Origin of the sequence: Flavobacterium sp. RSB2_4_14 (assembly GCF_051547085.1) — a bacterium.
Lineage (GTDB): Bacteria > Bacteroidota > Bacteroidia > Flavobacteriales > Flavobacteriaceae > Flavobacterium.
Genome location: NZ_JBPTTL010000001.1, coordinates 337367 through 362329 on the forward strand (window position 1 = coordinate 337367; position 24963 = coordinate 362329).

General features: G+C 33.5%; 23 protein-coding genes. 15 read left to right on the forward strand and 8 right to left on the reverse strand.

From position 1 onward, the window contains the following. Positions 1 to 28: 28 nt before the first annotated feature. The 3 genes from pgi to ACSVH2_RS01520 all read left to right on the forward strand — a co-directional run bounded on the left by pgi (position 29) and on the right by ACSVH2_RS01520 (position 2791). Positions 29 to 1672 carry a glucose-6-phosphate isomerase gene (pgi, locus tag ACSVH2_RS01510; RefSeq protein WP_438091395.1) on the forward strand — a complete coding sequence of 548 codons (1644 nt, stop codon included), beginning with the start codon at positions 29 to 31 and terminating at the stop codon, positions 1670 to 1672. A gap of 74 nt (positions 1673 to 1746) precedes the next feature. Next, positions 1747 to 2175 carry a hypothetical protein gene (locus ACSVH2_RS01515; RefSeq protein ID WP_438091396.1) on the forward strand — a complete coding sequence of 143 codons (429 nt, stop codon included), beginning with the start codon at positions 1747 to 1749 and terminating at the stop codon, positions 2173 to 2175. A gap of 76 nt (positions 2176 to 2251) precedes the next feature. Continuing rightward, positions 2252 to 2791: a septal ring lytic transglycosylase RlpA family protein gene (locus tag ACSVH2_RS01520; protein ID WP_438091397.1), complete on the forward strand. Its 540-nt coding sequence runs from the start codon at positions 2252 to 2254 to the stop codon at positions 2789 to 2791. Here the strand turns inward: ACSVH2_RS01520 and ACSVH2_RS01525 are convergent. Then, positions 2788 to 3261, reverse strand: a complete 474-nt coding sequence (locus ACSVH2_RS01525; RefSeq protein WP_438091398.1) for a CYTH domain-containing protein — start codon at positions 3259 to 3261, stop codon at positions 2788 to 2790. The two genes, ACSVH2_RS01520 and ACSVH2_RS01525, sit on opposite strands and share 4 nt — an antisense overlap. A 40-nt stretch (positions 3262 to 3301) precedes the next feature. On the opposite strand from ACSVH2_RS01525, the gene dinB reads away from it, so the two are divergent. Together dinB and ACSVH2_RS01535 are read left to right on the forward strand one after the other, a co-directional pair. Further along, entirely contained in the window at positions 3302 to 4384 is a 1083-nt protein-coding gene (gene dinB / locus ACSVH2_RS01530; protein ID WP_438091399.1) for a DNA polymerase IV, read from the forward strand. A gap of 81 nt (positions 4385 to 4465) precedes the next feature. Beyond that, complete coding sequence (locus ACSVH2_RS01535; RefSeq protein WP_438091400.1) at positions 4466 to 4984, forward strand: PAS domain-containing protein; 519 nt, start codon at positions 4466 to 4468, stop codon at positions 4982 to 4984. Positions 4985 to 5062: 78 nt separating this feature from the next. Here the strand turns inward: ACSVH2_RS01535 and ACSVH2_RS01540 are convergent, their stop codons facing one another. The 6 genes from ACSVH2_RS01540 to ACSVH2_RS01565 form a co-directional block, all read right to left on the reverse strand. Then, the gene (locus ACSVH2_RS01540; RefSeq protein WP_438091401.1) at positions 5063 to 5818 is read right to left on the reverse strand and encodes a Bax inhibitor-1/YccA family protein; all 756 of its coding nucleotides are present in this window, start codon (positions 5816 to 5818) and stop codon (positions 5063 to 5065) included. 26 nt (positions 5819 to 5844) lie between these two features. Then, positions 5845 to 7275, reverse strand: coding sequence for a pyruvate kinase (gene pyk, locus ACSVH2_RS01545; protein WP_438091402.1), 1431 nt, complete (start codon positions 7273 to 7275; stop codon positions 5845 to 5847). A gap of 5 nt (positions 7276 to 7280) precedes the next feature. After that, complete coding sequence (locus ACSVH2_RS01550) at positions 7281 to 7769, reverse strand: IPExxxVDY family protein (protein WP_438091403.1); 489 nt, start codon at positions 7767 to 7769, stop codon at positions 7281 to 7283. 109 nt (positions 7770 to 7878) lie between these two features. Beyond that, complete coding sequence (gene rnc / locus ACSVH2_RS01555; RefSeq protein ID WP_438091404.1) at positions 7879 to 8622, reverse strand: ribonuclease III; 744 nt, start codon at positions 8620 to 8622, stop codon at positions 7879 to 7881. A 6-nt stretch (positions 8623 to 8628) separates the two neighbouring features. After that, complete coding sequence (gene fabF, locus ACSVH2_RS01560) at positions 8629 to 9882, reverse strand: beta-ketoacyl-ACP synthase II (RefSeq protein WP_438091405.1); 1254 nt, start codon at positions 9880 to 9882, stop codon at positions 8629 to 8631. A 176-nt stretch (positions 9883 to 10058) separates the two neighbouring features. Continuing rightward, positions 10059 to 10295 (reverse strand): acyl carrier protein, encoded by a 237-nt coding sequence (locus ACSVH2_RS01565; protein WP_007137004.1) that lies wholly within the window; start codon positions 10293 to 10295, stop codon positions 10059 to 10061. Between the two features lie 176 nt (positions 10296 to 10471). Here ACSVH2_RS01565 and purN point away from each other — a divergent pair, with 176 nt between their 5' ends. From purN to ACSVH2_RS01595, 6 genes are all read left to right on the forward strand, one after another. Beyond that, positions 10472 to 11041, forward strand: coding sequence for a phosphoribosylglycinamide formyltransferase (purN, locus tag ACSVH2_RS01570; RefSeq protein WP_438091406.1), 570 nt, complete (start codon positions 10472 to 10474; stop codon positions 11039 to 11041). 2 nt (positions 11042 to 11043) lie between these two features. After that, positions 11044 to 11523 (forward strand): ribonuclease HI, encoded by a 480-nt coding sequence (rnhA, locus tag ACSVH2_RS01575; RefSeq protein ID WP_438091407.1) that lies wholly within the window; start codon positions 11044 to 11046, stop codon positions 11521 to 11523. A 180-nt stretch (positions 11524 to 11703) separates the two neighbouring features. Beyond that, positions 11704 to 11847 (forward strand): hypothetical protein, encoded by a 144-nt coding sequence (locus ACSVH2_RS01580; RefSeq protein ID WP_438091408.1) that lies wholly within the window; start codon positions 11704 to 11706, stop codon positions 11845 to 11847. Positions 11848 to 12087: 240 nt separating this feature from the next. Continuing rightward, positions 12088 to 14151: a BspA family leucine-rich repeat surface protein gene (locus ACSVH2_RS01585; RefSeq protein WP_438091409.1), complete on the forward strand. Its 2064-nt coding sequence runs from the start codon at positions 12088 to 12090 to the stop codon at positions 14149 to 14151. Positions 14152 to 14388: 237 nt separating this feature from the next. Then, the gene (locus ACSVH2_RS01590; protein ID WP_438091410.1) at positions 14389 to 15315 is read left to right on the forward strand and encodes a PfkB family carbohydrate kinase; all 927 of its coding nucleotides are present in this window, start codon (positions 14389 to 14391) and stop codon (positions 15313 to 15315) included. Between the two features lie 78 nt (positions 15316 to 15393). Then, positions 15394 to 17292 (forward strand): amidophosphoribosyltransferase, encoded by a 1899-nt coding sequence (locus ACSVH2_RS01595; RefSeq protein ID WP_438091411.1) that lies wholly within the window; start codon positions 15394 to 15396, stop codon positions 17290 to 17292. Positions 17293 to 17719: 427 nt separating this feature from the next. Here the strand turns inward: ACSVH2_RS01595 and ACSVH2_RS01600 are convergent, their stop codons facing one another. Further along, positions 17720 to 18328, reverse strand: a complete 609-nt coding sequence (locus ACSVH2_RS01600) for a superoxide dismutase (protein WP_438091412.1) — start codon at positions 18326 to 18328, stop codon at positions 17720 to 17722. Positions 18329 to 18439: 111 nt separating this feature from the next. Between ACSVH2_RS01600 and ACSVH2_RS01605 the strand changes: the two genes are divergently transcribed. The 4 genes from ACSVH2_RS01605 (at position 18440) to ACSVH2_RS01620 (ending at position 24960) form a co-directional block, all read left to right on the forward strand. Then, positions 18440 to 18964: a GNAT family N-acetyltransferase gene (locus tag ACSVH2_RS01605; RefSeq protein WP_438091413.1), complete on the forward strand. Its 525-nt coding sequence runs from the start codon at positions 18440 to 18442 to the stop codon at positions 18962 to 18964. A 37-nt stretch (positions 18965 to 19001) separates the two neighbouring features. Then, positions 19002 to 22172: a UvrD-helicase domain-containing protein gene (locus tag ACSVH2_RS01610; RefSeq protein ID WP_438091414.1), complete on the forward strand. Its 3171-nt coding sequence runs from the start codon at positions 19002 to 19004 to the stop codon at positions 22170 to 22172. Between the two features lie 80 nt (positions 22173 to 22252). Further along, positions 22253 to 23443 (forward strand): glycine C-acetyltransferase, encoded by a 1191-nt coding sequence (kbl, locus tag ACSVH2_RS01615; protein ID WP_438091415.1) that lies wholly within the window; start codon positions 22253 to 22255, stop codon positions 23441 to 23443. Positions 23444 to 23532: 89 nt separating this feature from the next. Then, the gene (locus tag ACSVH2_RS01620; RefSeq protein ID WP_438091416.1) at positions 23533 to 24960 is read left to right on the forward strand and encodes an OmpA family protein; all 1428 of its coding nucleotides are present in this window, start codon (positions 23533 to 23535) and stop codon (positions 24958 to 24960) included. Positions 24961 to 24963: the final 3 nt, after the last annotated feature.

Here is a 24963-nt window from a genome sequence, read left to right on the forward strand (position 1 = left end):
TGTAAATTTGCTTTTCAAATTCAAAAGCATGGCGTTAGCAACTGTAAATCCGACAAGCACAGAAGCTTGGAAAAAATTAAAACAACATTACACTCAAATGGCAACTGTTTCCACCAAAGAAATGTTTGCCAATGATACTTCAAGAGCTGAAAAATTTTCTATTCAATGGCAAGATTTCTTAATTGATTATTCTAAAAATTGTATCAATCAAGAAACGTTTGGTTTGCTTCAAGATTTAGCAAAAGAGTTAAATTTAAAACAAGCTATAGCCAGTTATTTCGATGGCGAAAACATCAATCAAACCGAAAATAGAGCAGTGCTTCACACGGCTTTGCGTGCTCCAGAAAACGCTACGGTTTTGGTAGATGGAAAAAACGTAATCCCTGAAATTTTTGAAGTAAAAAACAAAATGAAAAACTTCTCCAACGAAGTTATTTCAGGAATAAGAAAAGGATATAAAGGAAAACCTTTTACTGATGTTGTCAATATCGGAATTGGTGGTTCAGACCTTGGCCCAGCTATGGTTGTCGAAGGGTTACAATTCTATAAAAATCATTTAAATGTTCATTTTGTTTCCAATGTTGATGGTGATCATGTAAACGAAGTAATAAAAAAAATACATCCTGAAACGACACTTTTTGTGATTGCTTCAAAAACTTTCACCACACAAGAAACACTTTCAAACGCTGAAACAATTCGTGAATGGTTTTTAAAATCTGCTTCGCAAAATGATGTTGCAAAACATTTCGTAGCCGTTTCTACTAACATTCAAAAAGTAACCGAATTTGGCATCAATCCAGACAATATTTTCCCGATGTGGGATTGGGTTGGTGGACGTTTTTCACTTTGGAGTGCCGTTGGTTTATCTATTTGTTTAGCCGTTGGTTTCGAAAATTTTGATGATTTATTGAAAGGCGCAAACGAAATGGATGAACATTTCAAAAATGAATCTTTTGACCAAAATATCCCTGTTGTTTTAGCATTATTAAGCATTTGGTACAATAACTTTTTTGGTGCCGAAAGCGAAGCGTTAATTCCTTACACCCAATATTTACAAAAACTCGCGCCTTACTTGCAACAAGGCATCATGGAGAGCAACGGAAAAAGCATTAGTCGTGATGGAAAACCTGTAAATTATCAAACGGGAACTATTATTTGGGGTGAACCTGGAACCAACTCACAACATGCTTTTTTTCAACTAATTCATCAAGGAACAAAATTAATTCCTACCGATTTTATTGGTTTTGTTCAACCTTTATATGGCAACCATGATCATCATGACAAATTGATGTCCAACTTTTTTGCACAAACGGAAGCTTTGCTAAATGGTAAAACAGCAGCGCAAGTTCAAGCCGAATTTGACAAACAAGGCGTTTCGTCTGAAAAAGCTGCTTTCTTATTGCCTTTTAAAGTTTTTGAAGGGAACAAACCCACAAACACTTTTTTAATTCAAAAATTAACCCCAAAAACACTTGGTTCATTAGTCGCTTTATACGAACACAAAATTTTTGTACAAGGTGTCATTTGGAACATTTTTAGTTATGATCAATGGGGTGTTGAATTGGGAAAACAATTAGCCAATTCGATATTGGATGAAATAAATTCAAAAAAAATAAATCCCCATGACAGTTCCACAAACAAGCTGCTGGAATATTATTTAAGTACTAAATAAATGTTAAAACGGCAACTCGGTTTGCCGTTTTTTTATGAGTTTTTCGTTATATTTGTTTTTATAAAAAGAAAACAATGTATCATTTTATCCAAAAATTCCATTCAGGTTGGGCTTATTTAGCATTATTATTATTGGTTTTTGCTGTTGCAAATTCCTTTATGGGAATGACATCAAAAAGAGAATTCACCGCCAAAGACAGAAAAATTGCTCTATTTGGATTAATAGCTACGCACATTCAATTAGTAGTAGGATTGATTCTTTATTTTGTTTCTCCATTAGGTTCTGAGGCATTTGGATTAATGAAAGATGCGGCCTTAAGACTTACTTCACTAGAACATCCTTTAACCAATATAATTGCTATAATTTTAATAACCATTGGTTGGTCCAAACATAAAAAAGCAGAAACCAATACGGCTAAATTTAAATCAATTGCTGTTTTTTATGGTATTGGTTTACTCTTAATCTTGAGCAGGATTCCTTGGAGTTTGTGGTTAAAAAAATAAAATTTAAGTCCTGAAAAGGGCTTTTTTTATCTAGGTATGATTTTTGCAAATCTGTTTATGTTTTAAAAAATTCAAAATGAATAATAAAATAACAATTCTCTTTTTAGCCACTGTAATTACGATCTTGTCTTCCTGTTTTTCATTTGCCTATGGGCAACAAAAAGATAAAGCTCAAGAAAAAAAAACAGAAAAGCCGAAGGTTGTAGAATCAAAAGAGAATGCAACTTTTACTATTATTAAAAAAGACTCTCTTGCTCCTGAATTTCCATTAACAGAACAAGATTCGCTTGAACTATTATTTCAAAATGGTGTTGTAAAACAAATCAAAAAAAATGCTCACGCTTCCTACTATCACAATAAATTCAATGGGAAAAGAACCGCTAGCGGAAAAAGATTTGACAATAATAAATACACTGCAGCTCATAAAAAATTACCTTTTGGAACGAAAGTAAGAGTAACTAACGAAGCAAACGGCAAATCTGTAATTGTTGAAATTACAGATCGCGGACCATTTTCAAAAGTTCGAGAAATCGATTTAAGCAGAAGAGCTTTTATGGATATTACTTCCAACAAAAATTCTGGAGTTGTTATAGTGAAATTAGAAATCGTTAATTAATCTTTCCAAGTTTTAAAAGGATTTTTACTCAAATAAGCATTGTAAAATCGTTCATCGTTGGTTACTTCTTTACCTAGCCAATGTGGTTTTTCAAAAGCTTCGTTTTCCGATTGTAATTCTATTTCAGCCATAATCAATCCTTCATTTTCTCCTGAAAAAACATCCACTTCGTAAATATGATTTCCCACTTTCACTTCGTGGCGAATTTTATCAATTGTTCCGCTTTCGCAAATTGAAAGTAACGCCTCAGCATCGGCTAAGCTTATTTCTCTTTCCCATTCCAATCGTGTCGTTCCGTTGTTAGTACTTTCTCCTTTGATGGTGATATAGCCTTTGTCAGCTTTAATGCGAACACGAACAGTCCGTTCTGGAACCGTACTAATATATCCCTGAACAATTCTTTTTTTTTCAAATGCTTCGTCTATAAAAGCATTGGAAAGGACTAAAAACTTTCGTTCTATTTCTATCATTAGACACAAATTTTATCGAAAGATACTATAAATTTGTGATATGGCTGAACCGATTTCTTTGCGAAAAATTATTCACGTTGACATGGATGCTTTCTACGCTTCAGTAGAGCAAATGGACAATCCTGAATTGAAGGGAAAGCCATTGGCTGTTGGCGGAAGCGAAATTCGTGGTGTAGTTTCTGCTGCTAGTTATGAAGCGAGAAAATTTGGTGTGAGAAGTGCGATGAGTGGTATTCAAGCCAAAAAAAATTGTCCTGATTTGCTATTTGTACGACCTCGATTTGAACGCTACAAAGAAATTTCCAAACAGATTAGAAAAATTTTCAATGACTACACTGATTTGGTAGAACCGTTGTCTCTTGATGAAGCTTATCTTGATGTTACCCAAAATAAAAAAGGAAATCCTAGTGCTTCACTCATTGCACAAGAAATTAGAAAACGGATATTTGAAGAGGTTGGGCTTACAGCTTCCGCTGGAATTTCGGTGAATAAATTTGTGGCCAAAATTGCCAGTGATTATAACAAACCCAATGGACAAAAAACAGTTAATCCAGAAGAAGTGGAGTCGTTTTTAGAAAACTTAGACATCAAAAAATTCTATGGCATTGGGAAAGTCACACGAGACAGAATGTATCATCTAGGAATTTTTACCGGAAAAGATTTAAAATCAAAATCGAGGGAATTTCTTGAAGAACATTTTAGCAAAAGCGGTTTGCATTTCTACAACATTGTGCGTGGCATTCACAACAGCGAAGTCAAACCCAATAGAATTACAAAATCAGTCGCAGCTGAACATACTTTTAATAAAAATTTGACTTCAGAAATTTTTATGCTTGAAAAACTTGAGCGAATTGCCAACGAACTAGAAAAGCGTTTAAAAAAATATAATATTTCAGGAAAAACCGTAACCTTAAAAATAAAATACAGCGATTTTACAACACAAACACGAAGCAAAACCTTGCCTTACTTCATTTCCGATAGAGGATTGCTCTTGGAAACGGCAAAAGAACTCTTGTATCAAGAACGCATGAAAGAATCGGTTCGGTTGCTTGGGATTTCTTTAAATAATTTGAATACCGAAATCAAAAAGACGGTTGTAGTGCAGTTGAAGTTTGAGTTTTAATTATAGTTCAACAAAAGTTAAACTTCATATTGATTGCTAAATTTTAAACAAAAAAAGTATTTTTGTCAAAAAAATCATAAAATGCTTGAATTTAAAGAATATGAAATAGCTGTTGACAAATATCACAAAACAATGTCTATCAAACAGTATCCTTTAATTAGTTGGGAATTTTTTCTATCTGCTTTTGATAAATATAGAATTTCACTTCCCGATGTTGCAAGTCTTACAAAAATTTCAAAAGTCAATAAATGGAATGAAAATTGGAATTTTCAAAACGAACTGTTAGATGAAAATGTTATTGTAGTTACTGACACTAAATTGAAAATTGTTTTTGCTTCTCAAAATATTATAGCCATGAACGGTTATAAACCAATTGAAGTTATTGGTAATTCCCCAAAAATGTTCCAAGGAAAACTTACTGATCCGAAGGTGTCAAAAGCAATAAGCATTGCGGTTAAAGAACAAAAACCATTCAGTCAAACTATTTTTAATTATTGTAAAGACGGTTCGTTGTATAAATGCCACATTAAAGGTTACCCTGTTTTTGACAAAAAAGGGAAATTGACAAACTTTATAGCTTTTGAAAAAATTGCAGCATAAGTATTTTTACTGATAAAAATAAAAAGCGTTTCAAAAATTTTGAAACGCTTTTTTTATTACTAACTATTTATCTAAAAATTAATCTCTACTCGAAATTTTAGAAAGTAATCTTAGGAATTCGATGTATAACCAAACTAGGGTTATCATTAATCCCATTGCACCATACCATTCCATGTATTTTGGCATTTTTTGGGCAACTCCTTTTTCTATTTGGTCAAAATCTAGAAATAAATTTAGTGCTGCAACCACAATCACAATAACGCTAATTCCAATGCTCATTAAGGAATTTCCATAATGCACTGGTTGAAAGCTTGTAAATAAAGTCAATAACCAAGAAATTAAATAATAAGTAGCAATAGCTAATGTAGCAGCAATAACTACCGATCGAAATTTTTCGTTAACTTTTACTATTTCGTATTTATAAAGTCCGAAGCAAACCATAAAAGTCACAAAAGTGCAACTCACGGCTTGTATCACAATTCCTGGATACATCACTTCAAAAATAGCTGAAATACCACCAATAAATAATCCTTCAAAAATAGCATAACCTGGCGCTAAAAAAGTAGAATATTGAGGTTTGAAAGTGGCAATAAGAACGAGTACAAATCCAACAATAGCACCACCAATAGTTAGAGCCATTGGATTTTGTCCATTAGTAGTCATAATCCAAGTAATGGCTGCGCTGGCAACTAACAAAATCAACATTAGGAAACTCTTGTTTATAGTTCCCGAAACAGTCATAGTATCATTGTAATCAATGACAGTAGCATTGTGTGTTACCTCGTTATTTTCTTTAAACGATTTTGTTTTAAAAAATGGATTGTTTGAATTCATATTATTTAATTTTAAAAAATAAAAAACTATTCTATTTCAGATATTCTCAAGGTGTTTACCATTCCTTTATCAGCCACAGGCATTGCAGCTAGATTGATTAACATATCTCCTTTTTTTACATATCCTTTTGTTTTGGCGATTTGATTGATATCATCAACCGTATCGTCTGTACTGACAAATTTATCATAAAAAAATGTATTTACACCCCAAAGCAAACTCAATTGCGTTAGAATTTTCTTGTTGGAAGTATATACTAAAATATGTGCTTTTGGTCGCCACGCCGAAATTTGAAAAGCAGTATAGCCACTGTTTGTTAATGTAGAAATGGCTTTGGCTTTGATATCATTTGCCATAGTAGCTGCGTGATAACAAATAGATTTTGTGATGTAACGTTTTGTTCTAACGTGAGGTGGATTTTGTGGCACATTAATTAGTGGAGAGTCTTCAACCGCTTCAATAATTTGGGTCATTTTTTGGATAACTTCCACTGGATAATTTCCAACCGATGTTTCACCCGAAAGCATTACAGCATCAGCACCATCCATCACAGAATTGGCTACGTCATTCACCTCAGCACGAGTTGGTGTTAAACTAGTAATCATGGTTTCCATCATTTGTGTGGCCACAATAACTGGGATACGAGCTGTTTTGGCTCTGTGGATTAATTTCTTTTGAATTAATGGCACTTCATGTGCTGGAATTTCCACTCCAAGATCGCCACGAGCAACCATTAAACCGTCGCAGAACGCTACAATTTTATCTATGTTTTCTACCGCTTCTGGCTTTTCAATTTTAGCTACAATCGGAATTTTATATTCGGAATGTTTTGCAATCAAATCTTGTAATTCTTCTAAATCTGCTGGTGTTCTAACAAATGAAAGGGCAATCCAATCCACTTTTTGCTCAATAGCAAATAGCGCATCTTTAATATCTTTTTTAGTTAAAGCAGGTAGAGAAACCTTAGTATTCGGCAGGTTTACCCCTTTTTTTGACTTTAATGGTCCGCCTTGAATTACTTTACACAACACTTCTGTGGTTCTGTTAGTTTCCAATGCTTCAAACATCAATTTTCCGTCGTCGAGTAATATTTTTTCTCCCGGATTTACATCTCTTGGAAATTCTTTGTAGTTCATGTAAACTCTTTCGGCTGTTCCAGGAACATCTTCGGCAGTTTGAAAAGTTATCAAATCGCCTGGATTTACGACTACATCTTCTTTCATCACTCCAACACGCAATTTTGGACCTTGTAAATCTCCTAAAATAGCTGTGGTGTATCCAAATTCTTCATTTAATTCTCTGATAATGTCTATTCGCTCTTTTACATCAGCGTAATCAGCATGTGAAAAATTAATACGAAACACATTTACTCCAGCATCTATCATCTTTTTTATAACCTCTTTGGAACTGCAAGCAGGACCAAGTGTGGCTACAATTTTAGTTTTTTTTCTTGTTGGCATTATACTTAAAAAATTAAATTATTTTTTGATTTTATTGTTTGTAATTCTATGTTATAAACGATACTTACTCTTTCAATTTTATTAATGAGGTTGGTTATTGTTGTAATATCTACATCGTCTTCCTCATTTTCTATTTTCAAAAAGTAATCGACTTTTTTAAATTCGGGCAGCAAATAAATTTTTGAGGAAAATTTACTGTTGCTATTGGCAAATAAATCTTGACTATTACTTTCTGGTAGGTTTGTTATACTACTTTTATTTTGAACTAAATTCCATAAAACATTTTTCTTTTCATCTTCATATTCAAATCGTGACAATTGGGCTTCTCCTTCTTTGCTCCTAATTTGAATATTGCTATGACACTTTTTCAAATTTATAGGCAGATTTTGATTAATGAAATAGGCTAATCGATAATCTTCCAAGGAAGTATGGATGGCTACTAATTGATAAATAGCTTTTTCCATTTCATCCAAACTCATTTTATGAACAATCATTTCACTCTAAAATAAGTTGTAAATATACTATATCTGTCCTATATTTTTACTAAACCGATAGTGTGTTAACGTTATTTTGTGAACGAAAACGTTATAGTTTTAGGAATATTTATAGTTTATTGTTAATTTTTTCTTGAAACACAAAATAGGCACGTTGTGATGCTTTTTCCTCTGCTTTCTTTTTTGAAGTGGCTCTGGCTTTGGCAATTACTTTATTGTCTATACTCAATTTTACGCCAAAATATTTTTGCCCATCAATCCCATCATCATCAAAAACATCATAGTTAAAGGATTTTTTTTCTTTTTGGCACCACTCTATCAGCAAACTTTTATAACTGATTACTTTTCCTTCTAATTTGGCAATATCAACATAGGGAACAATGACACTTCTTTGAATAAATTTTTGACAGTAATCATATCCTTTGTCTAGAAAAATAGCGCCAACTAAAGCTTCAAAAATGTTACCATGAATATTTTCTCCAAAATGACTCATAGGTACTTTACTCTCAACAAATCGGATGAGATTTAAATCCCTTCCTAATTCGTTTAAATGCTCACGACTCACTATTTTAGACCGCATTTTGGTCAAATAACCTTCATCACCTGCTGGTGCTTCGTTGTATAAATAGGCCGCAATAACTGAACTCAACATCGCATCACCTAGAAATTCTAATCGTTCATAATTCATTGGATTTCCTTTCAAATCCATTCTATTGGTAGAGCGATGCGTAAATGCTTTTTGGTAATAAATTATGGTTCCAGGTTTAAATCCGATAACTTTTTGAATTTCGTCAAAAAAAATCCCGTCCTCAGTTGAACGGGAATTTTTAAATATATTTTTTAGAATTTTCATCTAATTTTAAGCTTCTAATTTTTTGAATAAGACACAAGCATTGTGACCTCCAAATCCGAAAGTATTACTCATGGCTACTTTAACCTCTCTTTTTTGTGCTTTGTTCAAGGTCAAATTTAAACTTGGATCTATATTTTCATCTACAACAGTATGGTTAATTGTTGGAGGAACAATACCATGTTTCATTGCTAAAATGGAGGCAATAGCTTCTATAGCTCCAGCAGCTCCAAGTAAATGACCTGTCATTGATTTGGTTGAATTGATATTAATGTTTTTGGCATGACTACCAAAAACCGCCGTAATGGCTTTCAATTCGGCTACGTCTCCAAGTGGTGTTGATGTTCCGTGAGTATTGATGTGGTCAATATCTTCGGGTTTCATTCCAGCATCACGCAAAGTGTTTTCCATAACAGCAATTACACCAATTCCTTCTGGATGTGGTGCTGTTAAGTGATACGCATCAGATGACATTCCGCCACCACCAACTTCACAATATATTTTGGCACCACGCGCTTTTGCATGTTCGTATTCTTCTAAAACCAAAGCTCCAGCACCTTCACCAAGAACAAATCCGTCACGTGTCGCATCAAATGGTCTTGAAGCGGTTTCTGGACTTTCATTTCTTGTTGACAAAGCTTGCATGGAGTTAAATCCTCCCATTCCTGCAATAGTTACAGCCGCTTCTGAACCTCCAGAAATAATAACATCACACATTCCTAAACGAATGTAGTTAAAGGCATCAATCAAAGCATTGGCAGAAGACGCACAAGCAGACACAGTAGTATAATTAGGTCCCATAAAACCATTGCGCATCGAAATATGAGCAGGAGCAATATCAGCAATCATTTTTGGAATAAAGAAAGGATTGAATCTTGGTGTTCCATCTCCTTGTGCATAACTGATAACCTCATCTTGAAAAGTTTCTAACCCGCCAATTCCTGCGCCCCAAATTACACCTACTCTATGTTTGTTAACATTATCAGCTGTAATTCCGGCATCTTTAATGGCTTCTTCACTAGCAGCAACAGCATATTGAGCGAATTTATCCATTCTTCGAGCTTCTTTGCGATCCATAAAATCTTCAATATTGAAGTTTTTTACTTCGCAAGCAAACTTGGTTTTGTGTTTTTCGGTATCGTAATAGGTAATTGGAGCAGCACCACTTTTGCCGTTTATAAGAGCATCCCAATATTCTTGAATATTGTTCCCAATAGGAGTAAGTGCTCCCAATCCTGTTACTACAACTCGCTTTAATGTCATAATGTTATTTTTTCAACTGTATTTAAACAAATAATACCCATGTAATCTTCAAATTAAATCATTAAAGAGACAGGGGTATTTCAATATTTTTGAGATTGAATATCAATCTGTTTTTCTTTCATTAAAAATAATAAAAACCCGTGAAAAACAGAAATTCTTCACGGGTAATTTAATTATTATTTTTTAGCTTCCTCGATGTAAGAAATAGCTTGACCTACAGTAGCAATATTTTCTGCTTGGTCGTCTGGAATTTGAATATCAAATTCTTTTTCGAACTCCATGATAAGCTCAACTGTGTCTAGTGAATCAGCGCCTAAATCATTTGTGAAGCTTGCTTCTGTTACAACTTCGTTTTCGTCAACGCCTAATTTGTCTACGATAATCGCTTTTACTCTTGATGCAATGTCTGACATAATTTCTAATTTTAAATTTTAAATTGTTGGCAAAAATAAAAAACTTTATTTTAAAACAACATTTTTGTTACTAAATGTGAATACGAAAATAAAAAAATTATTTCAAAATCTTACATAATCATGGTTTTAATTCAAGTTATTATTCTTTTTTTTGTGCTAACCAATCTGATTTTTACATGAAAAGGATTTTATTTTTTGCCTCGGGCAATGGCTCTAATGTGGACAATATCGTTAACTACTTCAAAAACAACGATAAAGTTGCTTTTGTTGGCGTGTTTTGTAACAATGCCAACGCCAAAGTGTTGGAAAAAGCAAAATCCCACAACATTCCATCTTTTGTTTTTAACAAAGAGGAACTTATAGAAGGTGTGGTTTTGGAAAAAATAAAATCCTCACAACCCGATTTAATTGTTTTAGCTGGTTTTCTTTTGAAGTTTCCAGAAACTATTGTAGCAAAGTATCCCAATAAAATTATCAATATTCACCCAGCTTTATTGCCAAAATATGGTGGAAAAGGAATGTATGGAATGCATGTTCATCAAGCCATCTTGGAAAATCATGAAAAAGAAACGGGAATTACCATCCATTATGTAAACGAGCATTACGACGAAGGGGAATTCATTTTTCAAAAATCAGTAAACATCGAAGATTGCCATACTGCAGAGGAAATTGCCAATAAAATTCACGTTTTAGAATACCAATATTTCCCCGAAGTGATTGAAAACCTTTTGACTCGTAACTCTTAACAATGCAACACGAAGTCCACATCTACACCGACGGCGCAGCCAAAGGAAATCCCGGAAACGGTGGTTATGGCGTAGTCATGGAATTGGTTGGTTCGCATCACAAAAAAGAATTCTATGAAGGCTTTCGTTTTACAACAAACAACCGCATGGAATTGTTAGCCGTAATTGTAGGTTTGGAAAAACTAAAAAATCCCAACATGAAAGTTTTGGTTATTTCTGACTCCAAATATGTAGTTGATGCTGTGGAAAAAAAATGGGTTTTTGGATGGGAAAAGAAAAACTTCACTGGTAAAAAAAACCCCGATTTATGGATGCGCTTCCTAAAAGTCTATCGAAAACACCAAGTAGATTTCAAGTGGATCAAGGGACACAACAATCATCCTCAAAACGAACGTTGCGATGAATTAGCCGTTTATGCTTCGGGCTTGCCTAATTTATCGATTGATGCTTTTTATGAAAAGGAAGATAAGAAACTGTTGTAAAAACTGTTGTGCATTTTTAAAATAAAGTACTGTGCATTTTCAAAGTCAACTATAGTGTATTTTCAAAGTTGAATATAGTGTAATTTCAAAATTAGTTACACATTTATGGCTGTAAAACCTTTATTATGAGTTCAAATAGAAGAACTAAATCTAGTTGAAATCAAAGCAACTGAAACCATAATGCCAGATATGTTTAAAGGATTAACCTATTTTGAAAAATTAAAACCCGATTTAATTCAAAGTAAGGCAATAGTTCACACAGGATTGTTCCAACAAGAACGAACATTAGGAAAAGTAATGAGTTGGAAGGAGATTATTTTGTAGTTTAAATTGTTTCAAAGATAACAAGTTTATCGATTGATGCTTTTTATGAAAAGGAAGAAGGGAAGTTGTTGTGATAAAAGCACAAACTAGTTTGAGGTTTTCTGTTAATCAGAAATAAAATTTAGTAACGGTTAGTTTTCATTTTTATTGAAGTTAAAATTTTTTTACGTCAAACGATTGTAAAAATTCTGTTAAATCATCACAGTGTTAACTTTTTATGAATAATTTCAAGAAAAAACTATGAAAACAAAACTTACTTTAATCGTTTGTATGTCATTGTTGAATTTAGTGACATTTGCTCAACAACCTTTTATTTCAACTTGGAGCCCATTTTTTGGCAATACAAGTATTTCTTTTGGAACAGTTACAACTGGTCCTGTATCCTATTCTTGGGTTTCTTTACCTCCTGCAACTCCCGCCTCTGGCTCTGGTACTTTTCAGGGACCAAATGTTACTATTTCAGGTTTACCTGCGGATTCAAGGATTCGTTTAACCATTCAACCTCAAAATTTTAAAAGAATTCTTGGAGCTGGATTTTCATATAGCATATCGGAAATCAATCAATGGGGAACTGTAGAATGGATAAGTATGGAAAATGCATTTACTTCTATAAATCCTTTTTCAAATGGTATTCAATTGGTAGATGCAACGGATATTCCAAATTTATCCAACGTAACAAGTATGGCGAATATGTTTTCAGGAAGTGTAGCATTAAATTCACCATTCAATATTAATTCATGGAATATTTCAAACGTGACCAATCTCTCTGGCATGTTTAAAGGCTGTCAGAGTTTTAACCAAGCTTTAAGTTTATGGAATACCTCTAATGTTACTGATATGTCGAGCATGTTTGAAGGCGCACAAAATTTTAATCAAAATATAGGTAATTGGAATACAAGCAACGTAACCAATATGAGCAAAATGTTTAAAGATGCATCGGCATTTAATAGAAATATTGGTAATTGGAATACAGCAAGCGTTACCGATATGTCTGAAATGTTTTTTAGTACTATTTTTTCTGGTTTCCCGTCTGCATTCAATCAGAATATAGGCAATTGGAACACTGCGAATGTAATCAATATGTCAGGTATGTTCAAAGGAGCAATTTCATTTAACCAAAACATAGGTAATTGGAATACTTCAAACGTAACTAATATGTCAGATATGTTTAATCAAGCTTTCTCATTCAACCAAAATATTGGTAATTGGAATACTTCTAGTGTTACAAATATGTCTAGTATGTTTAGATCTGATTTTGTGGGCTTTACTGCGCCTTTTGCTACAATTTCTCTTTTTAACAATGGCGGAAGTACATCCATTGAAAACTGGAATACTTCCAATGTAACAGACATGTCAAAAATGTTTTTTAAAGCCGAAAATTTCAACCGTAATTTAGGTAATTGGGCGTTAAACTCTAATGTTAATTTAGTGGAAATGTTGGATCGTTCAGGTTTAGATTGTAAAAATTATTCTAAAACTATCATTGGGTGGAACAATAACCCAAATACACCAAATAATAAAGTTTTAGGTGCTACATTTATGGAATATGGTCCAGAAGCTGTAGCGGCTATAAATAATTTAATCTTCAATAAAGGTTGGGGTTTTTCTGGACACGATTTCTTTAGTGTAACACCACAATTTAACTTAAATAACACCTATTGCGAAGGAGCATCAATTCCTAGTTTACCAACAATTTCTGAAGAAGGTGTGATAGGTGTTTGGTCTCCTCAGTTAAATTCAAGTCAAACTACAACATACACTTTTGTGCCAACAGCTGGTCAATGTGCTACAACTTCAGCATTAACAATTAACATAAATCCTTTCCCTATCCCAACTGGAAATGCCAATCAATCTTTTAATGCCAATAGTACAATAGCAGATATTGTAGTAGGTCCAGCTACTATATTGTGGTATGCCTCTTCGCAAGATGCCATTGCCGACACAAATCCGTTGCCTTTAAATACCCTATTACAAAACGGATTTACTTATTATGCTGTGAATGACAACGGACAGTGCAGAAGTCAACCTTTTTCTGTAACCGTTTCTTTAAATTTAAGTGTTGATAATAATGATTTTTTATCTTTTAAATATTACCCAAATCCCGTTAGTTCTATTTTGACTATTTCAGCTAGTAATACAATCAAAAATATTGAAGTTTATAATCTTTTAGGACAACTTTTGATTAACAAGCGATTCAATGACACCGACATTTCAATTGATTTAAATGAATTACCAAACTCCATATACATGATTAAAGTAAAATCAGAGAACTTATCACGAGAATTTAAAATCATGAAGCAATAAGTTCTCAAAATTTTACGATAGACAATTTCTTTTTAATTTGAAAAAAATACATCAATTAACTTGTATAGCTATTTCAGAATTGGTCTTCTGTTAATGTTATGCTATAGATAAAGTATAGATACTCCATAGATAAAGCATGGATAGTGTATGAGGAGTGTATGAAAACTTAAACCACATACCATTTTAAACTTTTAAACTAAAAACCTATCTTTGCACCTTTAATTTGAAACGCAAAGAATGAACAAACTTTTAATAGTAGGAACGGTTGCTTTTGATGCTATCGAAACGCCTTTCGGAAAAACAGATAAAATATTAGGTGGTGCTGGAACTTTCATAGGTTTATCCGCTTCACATTTTAATTTACAATCGGCTATCGTTTCGGTTGTTGGTGGTGATTTTCCTCAAGAATATTTAGATTTATTGACCGCTAGAAATATTGATATTTCTGGTCTTGAAATAGTAAAAGAAGGAAAAACATTTTTCTGGAGTGGAAAATACCACAACGATTTGAATTCTCGCGATACTTTGGCTACTGAACTAAACGTTTTAGCTGATTTCAAACCAGTTGTTCCTCAAAACTTCACCACTGCTGACGTAGTGATGCTAGGCAACTTGCATCCATTGGTACAAAGTTCGGTTTTAGATCAAATGACTTCAACACCAAAATTAGTGGTTTTAGATACCATGAACTTTTGGATGGATTGTGCTTTGCCAGAATTATTAGAAGTAATAAAACGTGTGGATGTAATAACTATCAACGATGAGGAAGCGCGTCAATTATCAGGAGAATATTCTTTGGTGAAAGCAGCAGCAAAAATTCACACGATGGGTCCAAAATATGTAGTGATTAAAAAAGGAGAACACGGTGCGTTATTATTTCACAACAAAGAAGTTTTCTTTGCTCCGGCTTTACCATTAGAAGAAGTTTTTGATCCAACTGGTGCAGGTGATACTTTTGCAGGAGGATTTGCTGGTTTTATAACGCAAAGCGAAAATATCTCGTTTGAGAATATGAAAAGTGCCATTATTCACGGCTCTAACTTGGCCTCTTTTTGTGTTGAGAAATTTGGAACCGAAAGAATGCTTTCACTAACAAAACAAGAAGTGAATGAGCGATTGAAACAATTCAAAGCTTTAACACAATTTGAAATAGAATTACAATAAATTTATGCCTCGAAATTTCGGGGCATTTTTTATTCAAAAATACACATTACAAACAACTACAACAACACAACAACTACTATGAGCGACGCCATTAAACACGAATGTGGGATAGCCCTTTTACGATTAAAAAAACCGTTAGAATTCTACAAAGAAAAATACGGTACGGCTTTTTATGGGATACAAAAAATGTATCTTCTCATGGAAAAGCAACACAACCGCGGACAAGATGGTGCAGGTTTTGCCTCCATTAAATTAGATGTTGATCCAGGTGAAAGATATATCAGTCGCGTTCGTTCCAATCAAGCGCAAGCCATACAAGATGTATTTGCTCAAATCAATGAAAGAATTAATGATGAGTTAACATCTCATCCCGAATACCAAGAAAATGTGGCAAAACAAAAAGCAAACATTCCTTATATCGGTGAATTGTTTTTAGGCCATGTACGTTATGGAACTTTTGGCAAAAACAGTATTGAAAGTGTGCATCCGTTTTTGCGTCAAAATAATTGGATGCATCGAAATCTCATTTTAGCAGGCAATTTCAACATGACCAATGTAACGGAACTTTTCAATAGTTTAGTTGAACTCGGTCAACATCCAAAAGAAATGGCAGATACGGTCACAGTTATGGAAAAAATAGGCCATTTTCTAGATGATGAAGTTACTGATTTGTACCAAGAATGTAAAAATAACGGATTATCAAAAAGAGAAGCTTCTCCCGTTATTGCTGAGAAATTAGACATTGCCAAAATTTTAAAACGCGCTTCCAAAGGTTGGGATGGTGGTTATGCTATGGCTGGATTATTAGGCCATGGTGATGCTTTTGTGTTTCGTGATCCAGCGGGAATTCGTCCAGCCTATTTCTACGAAGATGATGAAATTGTGGTGGTAGCTTCAGAAAGACCTGTAATACAAACTTCGTTCAATGTTCCTTTTGAAAAAGTACAGGAATTACAACCTGGACATGCTTTAATTGTGAAAAAAAACGGAACAGTTACTCAACAAGAAATAATAATCCCGACCGTTAAAAAAGCTTGTTCTTTTGAACGTATTTATTTTTCTCGTGGTAGCGATGCGGAAATTTATCAGGAAAGAAAAAAATTGGGAAAATTGATTTTACCAGCTGTTCTTGATGCAATAGAAAATGATACTGATAATTCTGTTTTTTCTTTTATTCCCAATACGGCTGAAACTTCTTTTTATGGAATGGTTGAAGCCGCCAATGATTTTCTGAACCAAAGAAAAAACCAGTTTATCCTGAACAACAGAAAAACATTGACTAAAGAAAAACTAGAAGAAATACTTTCTGTAAAAATAAGAACCGAAAAGATTGCTATAAAAGACGCTAAATTAAGAACGTTTATTACCGAAGATAGTAGTCGCGATGATTTAGTAGCTCATGTTTATGATGTAACTTATGGCGTAATTAAACCTTCGGACAATTTGGTAATTATTGACGATAGTATTGTTCGCGGAACTACTTTGAAAAAAAGTATTCTCAGAATGATGGGAAGACTAAACCCAAAACGTATTGTTGTTGTTTCCTCTGCGCCACAAATTCGTTATCCCGATTGTTATGGTATTGATATGGCAAAATTGGAAGGATTAGTTGCTTTTCAAGCTGCAATTGAATTATTGAAAGAAAGAGACCAATATCATATCGTTGACGATGTTTATAAAAAATGCAAATCTCAGGAAAACCTAAAAGATGCTGATGTAGTAAATTTTGTAACCGAAATCTATTCCTCATTTAGCGACACTGAAATTTCCAATAAAATTGCTGAATTATTGCATCCAGAAGACATTAATGCTGAAGTAAAAATTATTTTCCAAACCGTAGAGAATTTACATATTGCTTGCCCAAAAAATTTAGGCGACTGGTACTTTACGGGTGACTATCCAACTCCAGGAGGAAATAGAGTTGTAAATAAGGCATTTATGAATTTTTATGAAGGAAAAGATGCTCGAGCTTACTAAAAATTTAACATTTTTTGTCTTTTAACGATTTTTAGTGCAGTTCATCTAAAATATTTGTTTTGGAAATGTAAATCCTCTTACATTTGACCTTACCATAGCATTAGTAGGTTAAGTTTATGGTAGATTTGGGGCAAAAAGGGTGAAAAGAAATTTTCACCTTTTTTATTTTATATTACTTTGAAAACCAATAAAAAAGAAGGTTTCACTCTCATTTGACTATCATTCCAATATATTTTCGTTAAAAATTAACATTATTTAAAATGTTGTAAGTAATTTTGTTTTACCATAGTATTTAGTGTAGGTTAAGTTTATGGTAGATTTGGGGCAAACAGGTGGAAGCAATTCCGCCTGTTTATTTTTTACTTCTTTCCTAAATAAAAAAACCGATTGCTTTCACAATCGGTGTTCTAACTTTTAAAAATAAATTTTATTTTTCTAATGCATACAATCGAGCGACTTCAGTCCAATTGATTACATTAAAGAAAGCTTCGATATAATCAGGACGGCGATTTTGATAATGCAAATAATAAGCATGTTCCCAAACATCCATTCCAAGGATTGGAAAACCGCCACAAGCTGTGTCAGGCATTAATGGATTATCTTGATTTGGCGTTGAACAAACTTCTACTTTTCCGCCTTTGTGAACACAAAGCCAAGCCCAACCTGAACCAAAACGCGTTGCACCAGCTTTGGCAAACTGCGCTTTGAATTCTTCAAAAGAACCATAAGCAGCATCAATAGCATCTGCTAATTCTCCTGTTGGTTTTCCGCCAGCGTTAGGCGCCATAATTCTCCAAAATAAATTGTGATTATAAAATCCACCGCCATTATTTCTAACGGCCATGTTTTTCATGTCTAAATTAATTAGAATATTTTCTATAGTTTTACCTTCCATATCTGTTCCTGCAATGGCAGCATTTAGGTTGGTAGTGTATGCATTATGATGTTTTGAATGATGGATTTCCATTGTTCTAGCATCAATATGTGGTTCTAACGCATCGTATGCGTAAGGTAATTGTGGTAATTCAAAAGCCATGATATTTTTATTTTAGTTATTAATAAATTGAATTCAAATTTATACATTTAACTTTGTAAAAAGAAATACTATTTTTATAAAATTCCGTTAAAAAAATAAATAGTAACCTCAATGAGTTTTAATCTTCAGCCAATTGATTTAAAAAACGATGTAATTCATTTGCTTCCACTCCAAGAAACTGATTTTTCAGCGTTATATGCTGTTGCTAATGATGAATTGCTTTGGGAACAACATCCTAATAAACTTCGATATCAACGTGCTGTTTTTCAAAACTTTTTTGAAGGTGCAATGCTTTCCAAAGGTGCTTTTATAATTCGTGATAGCAAAACCAATGAAACAATTGGGTGTAGTAGATATTATGACTATAACGAAAAAGAAAACTCCATATTAATTGGCTACACTTTCATTGGACGCAAATTTTGGGGAAAGAATTACAACAAAACACTAAAGAAAATTATGTTAGATTACGCTTTTCAATATGTTGATAAAGTCTATTTTCACATTGGCGCGTTCAACATTCGTTCACAAAAGTCCATTGAAAAAATTGGAGCCGTAAAAGTCGATGAATTTGAAGTTACCTATTATGGTGAAGAAAGTAAGTTGAATTTTGTTTACATGATAACAAAACCCTGTTAGGGTTTGAAACCCTAACAGGGTTAAAATATAAAAACCAATGCAAAAACCAGCTTTCTCCATATATGATGCTTCTGCAGGTTCTGGAAAAACCTATACTTTGGTAAAAGAATATTTGAAAATTATTCTTTTATCCAAAAAACCAGATGCCTATCGCAATATTCTAGCCATTACGTTTACTAACAAAGCGGTTCACGAAATGAAAAGTCGTGTGGTGGAAAGTTTATCAGAATTTGCAAAAGAAAATCCTAGCGAAAAAGGGCAACTTTTGATGCAGAATATTCACAAGGAAACGGGTTTGAGTGTGGCTAACATTACCGAAAAAGCAAAAAGCATTATCAAAAATTTAATTCACAATTATGCTTCATTTGATATTTCAACTATTGATAAATTCACTCACAAAGTAATTCGTGCTTTTGCCCACGATTTAAATTTACCCATAACTTTTGATGTTTCGCTCGATACTGAAAATCTGTTAACCGAAGCTGTAGATGCTATCATTGCAGAAGCTGGAAACGATGAAATCTTAACCAAATTACTAATAGATTTCACAATGGAAAAAACCGATGATGATAAATCATGGGATATTTCCAAAGAAATTATGGAAACGGGTAAGTTGATTTTGAACGAAAATAATCGCGAAGAAATCACCCATTTTAACAATAAAACCATTACCGAGTTTGTCGAAATCAAAAATAAACTCACTGAACTTAGCATACAACTCGAGGAAGAATGTGCCAATTTAGCCATTGAAGCACTGACATTAATTAAAAATAAAGGAATTGACCTCAAGTCGTTTTCTGGCGGTTATTTCCCTAAACATTTGGTTAATATTCAAGAGAAAAAATTCAATCCAAACAATAAAACCTATCACGAATTTGAAGATATAAAAATCAATAAAACGGCTAAAGATACCGCTATCATTGAAAGTATAATTCCTGATTTGCTTGAAATTTTGAATTCTGTTTATACTAAAATGGAAAAGAAAAATTTTTATGATGCTTTTCTAAAAAATATCACACCGCTTTCCTTACTCAACACATTGAGCAATGAATTGAACAAAATTCAGAAAGAACAGGGAATTTTATCCATCACAGAATTCAATAAATTGATTTTCGAACAAATTCAAAACCAACCTGCGCCTTTTATTTATGAACGTTTAGGCGAAAAATACCGTCATTTTTTTATTGACGAATTCCAAGATACTTCTGAAATGCAGTGGCAAAACTTGATTCCGTTAATCGACAATTCCCTTTCCAGCGAAGATTTGAACGGTGAACGAGGCTCGTTGATGATTGTTGGCGATCCAAAACAATCCATTTACCGTTGGCGTGGCGGAAAAGCAGAGCAATTTATTGATTTGAGTAAAGGTAAAAATCCGTTTGTCAATCCCGATTGGAAACTTTTTCCGCTGGAAACCAATTGGAGAAGTTATTTTGAAGTAATTGATTTCAATAATAAATTTTTTAAATTTTTGTCCAATGAATTTGAAAATGACAATTACAAAGATTTATATGCCAATCATAGCCATCAACTACACAATGATAAAAAAGGTGGCTATGTGACTATTTCCTTTCTACCTAAAGTGGAAAAACCAGAATACAATCCAGAAGAAGCAGAGGAAGAGAATTTAGAAACAAACGAACTATTTCTTGAGGCAACGTTCAAAACTATTCAAGATGTCAAAAAGAAAGGTTTTACCAATAAAGAAATTGTAATTCTAACCCGAAAGAAACAACCAGGAACTGCGATTGCCAATTTTTTGACCGAAAATGGGATTCCAATTTTGTCGTCCGAAAGTTTATTACTCGGTTCCTCTTCGGAAGTGCAGTTTATTGTTCATTTTTTATATTATTTAAAAAACAATAGTGATTTAGAATCCAAAGCACATTTTCTATATTATTTAGCCCAAACGAATGCCAAAAAAATTCCTATTCACGATTTTATTGCGCAAGGCATGGAGCAAAAACAGGAAGTAGATTTTGTACACTGGCTTTCTGAATTTGGGTTTGAGATTTCTTTTGCAACTATTCGCAAGAAGTCGCTCTATGAAGCTGTAGAAATTGTAATTTCAAAATTGATACACGTTGACAAAAGAAACGCTTATGTGCAGTATTTTCTAGACATTGTTGTGGAACGCGATTTGAAAAATCAAGTTGGCGTTGCTGATTTTCTGTCGTATTGGGAAACTCAAAAAGAAAAATTGAGTATTCCTTCTCCCGAAGGAAATGATGCCATCCGAATTATGACCATTCACAAATCGAAAGGATTGGAATTTCCTGTAGTTATTTTTCCTTTTGCCAATGAAAATTACAGCAAAGGACCAAGAGAAAAAATATGGATTAATGCCGATGAACAAACCATGGGTTTACCCAAAGTTTTAGTTGATAAAAGTAGTAAAATAGAAAGTTTTGGCGAGGAAGCGTCACAAACATACAATCAAAAAAAACAAGAAGATTTGTTGGACAATATCAACATCCTATATGTTGCCTTAACAAGAGCGGAAGAACAGTTATATGTGATTTCACAAATGCAAGCAAAAAGCAAAACCTCAGGAGAATATCCAAATAATATGGCTACACTTTTCATTAAGTTTTTACAAAGTAAACACCAATTTGATGAAGACAAATTGCATTATGAATTTGGTGCCAATGCAAAACTTTCCGTTGAAAAAATAATATCAAAAAATACAAAATGCATCCCGCAGTTAGAAGCTACGTTAAACCCAAAAAACATCAAAATTGCACAGCGAGAAAGTCTCATGTGGAATACAACTCAGCAAAAAGCAATTGAATATGGCAATATCATTCACGAGATTTTATCCTTTGTCAAAACGGAAAACGATATTGATTTAGCGTTGACAAAAGCCATCGAGAATGGATTAATTATTTCATCGCAACAAGAAGAAGTAAAAAAAGCAATTCGGGAAATTGTAATGCATCACGAGCTTTCTGATTTTTTTTCAGAAAACAACAAAATACTCAATGAAAAAACCATTATTCAAAAAGATGGTGGTCTTGTGAAACCGGATAGAATGGTTATCACAAATAAAAATGAAATCTATTTACTCGATTATAAAACTGGTGAAAATCAGGCCAAATACAAACAGCAATTAGAAAATTACCAAAATGCCATTGAAAAAATGGGATTTAAAGTCACTAAAAAAGCTTTGGTTTATATTGGGGAAACAATCAATGTAGTAAATTTGTAAACTTTTAGAAGAAAAAAAGAATAGAAAAAAGAGTAAAGATTTCAGATAAACTTTAAACTCGAAACTTTAAACCAAACAAAATGTACGGAAAAATTCAACAACACCTACAAAACGAATTAAATACCATTGAACAAAACGGTATTTTTAAAAAAGAACGCATCATCACTTCACCTCAAGGTGCAGAAATCACAGTAAATGGCGAAACAGTTTTAAATTTTTGCGCCAACAATTATTTGGGTTTATCCTCTCATCCAGAAGTAGTTCAGGCGGCAAAAGACACTTTAGACTCGCATGGTTTTGGAATGTCATCCGTACGTTTCATTTGCGGAACACAAGACATACATAAAATATTAGAAAAAAAGATAGCAGATTTCTATGGAACTGAGGATACCATTTTGTATGCTGCAGCTTTTGATGCCAATGGTGGCGTTTTCGAACCATTATTAGGTGAGGAAGATTGTATAATATCGGATAGTTTGAACCATGCTTCTATTATTGATGGCGTTAGACTTTGTAAAGCAGCTCGCTATCGTTACGCCAATTCGGACATGGAAGATTTGGAAAACCAATTGAAAAAAGCAGTTGAGGCAGGACATCGTTTTAAATTGATTGTGACTGACGGTGTTTTCTCGATGGATGGATTAGTCGTGCCGTTAGACAAAATCTGTGATTTAGCAGATAAGTATGATGCCCTAGTTATGGTGGATGAATGTCATGCGGCTGGATTTATTGGCGCAACTGGAAAAGGGACAATGGAAGCAAAAGGTGTTATGGGAAGAGTTGATATCATCACAGGAACACTAGGAAAAGCTCTTGGTGGGGCAATGGGTGGTTATACTACTGCAAAAAAAGAAGTTATTGAGATTTTACGTCAACGTTCAAGACCCTATTTATTTTCCAATTCATTAGCGCCAGCAATAGTTGGAGCATCAATAAAAGTTTTTGAACTTTTGGAAAAAGATACTACGCTTAGAGATAAATTAGAATGGAATACTAATTATTTCAAAGAAGGAATGAAAAAAGCTGGTTTTGACATTATCGATGGTGATTCAGCAATTGTTCCTGTTATGTTGTATGATGCCAAATTATCACAAACTATGGCAGATGAATTGTTGAAAAAAGGAATTTATGTCATTGGATTCTTTTATCCGGTTGTGCCAAAAGACAAAGCTAGAATACGAGTGCAGCTTTCTGCAGCACATTCTACAGCCCATCTTGACAAAGCAATTTTAGCTTTCACCGAGGTTGGAAAAAGCCTGAAAATCATTTAATTTATTATATTTTAACAAAATATTTTGATATTATAGTAAATCGTATTACTTTTGCTTCAAATAAATTTATATAACTAATCAAATCAAGTATGAAACATCTTAACAAATTATTAGTTGCTATGTTAATGTTAGCTGGTTTCAGCTCTCAAGCTCAAGACAGCAACAACCCTTGGGCAATATCCTTTGGGGTTAACGCAGTAGACACTAGAGTTAGTGCTGCATCAAAATTAGAAGATCAATTCTCTGAATTTTTCAATGCTAATGACAATTGGAACATTGTACCAGCTGTATCTTTTGTAAACGTATCAAGATATGTTGGGGACAATTTCTCTTTTGGAGTAACTGGATCTTTCAACAGAATAAATAGATACGTACTTCCTAGAGTTAACAATGCAGATTACACTGTTGTTAATCCTGGTGATTTAAATTATTATGCTGTAGATGCTGTAATTAACTATAGTTTAATGAACTTAATTAAATCTAAAACAATTGATCCATCTGTTCACATTGGTGGAGGTTATGGTTGGATTGGTGATGATATAAGTGCAGGTACTTTAAATGGAGGTTTAGGCCTTACTTATTGGTTCAATGAATTCGTAGGTTTATCTTACCGTGCTACTTACAAACAATCTTTTGAAGATGTGCGTGAAGATATGCCATCACACATGCAACACTTTGCTGGTCTTACATTCAAATTTGGTGGATCAGATAAAGATAATGATGGAATATATGACAAAGACGATGCTTGTCCAGAAGTTGCTGGTTTAAAACAATTCAACGGTTGTCCTGATACTGATGGTGATGGAATCGAAGATAGTAAAGATACTTGTCCAGAAGTTGCTGGTCCAGTTGAATTCAATGGTTGTCCTGATACTGACGGTGACGGAATTTCTGATAACGTTGACGCTTGTGTTGATGTTAAAGGTTTGAAAGAATTCAACGGATGTCCTGATACTGATGGTGATGGTACACAAGATAAAGATGATAAGTGTCCTACTGTTGCAGGTCCAAAAGATAACGCAGGTTGTCCTCGTCCTTTAGATGCTGATAAAGATGGTGTGCCAGATTTAGAAGATGATTGTCCTACTGTAGCTGGTCCAGCTAGCAATAGAGGATGTCCAGAAGTAACTCCAGAAGTTGTTGAACAACTTAAAATTCAAGCTAGATCTGTATTCTTTAATTCAGGTAAATCTACTTTCAAAACTGGAGATGCAGCTACTATTACAAGTTTAGATGCTATGAGAGAAATTCTTAAAAACTATCCAAACGCTAAATTTAGCATTGAAGGACATACTGATAGCGATGGTTCTGATAAATTCAACCAAAAACTTTCTGAAGACAGAGCTAACGCAGTGAGAAACGCTATGATTGAAAAAGGTGTTAATCCAGAAAATTTAACTGCTGTAGGATTTGGAGAAAGCAAACCAATTGCTACCAACAAAACTAAAGAAGGTAAAGCTCAAAACAGAAGAACTGAAGTAAGACACGTTGGTTCTAAATATGAAGGTAAATTGTAATTT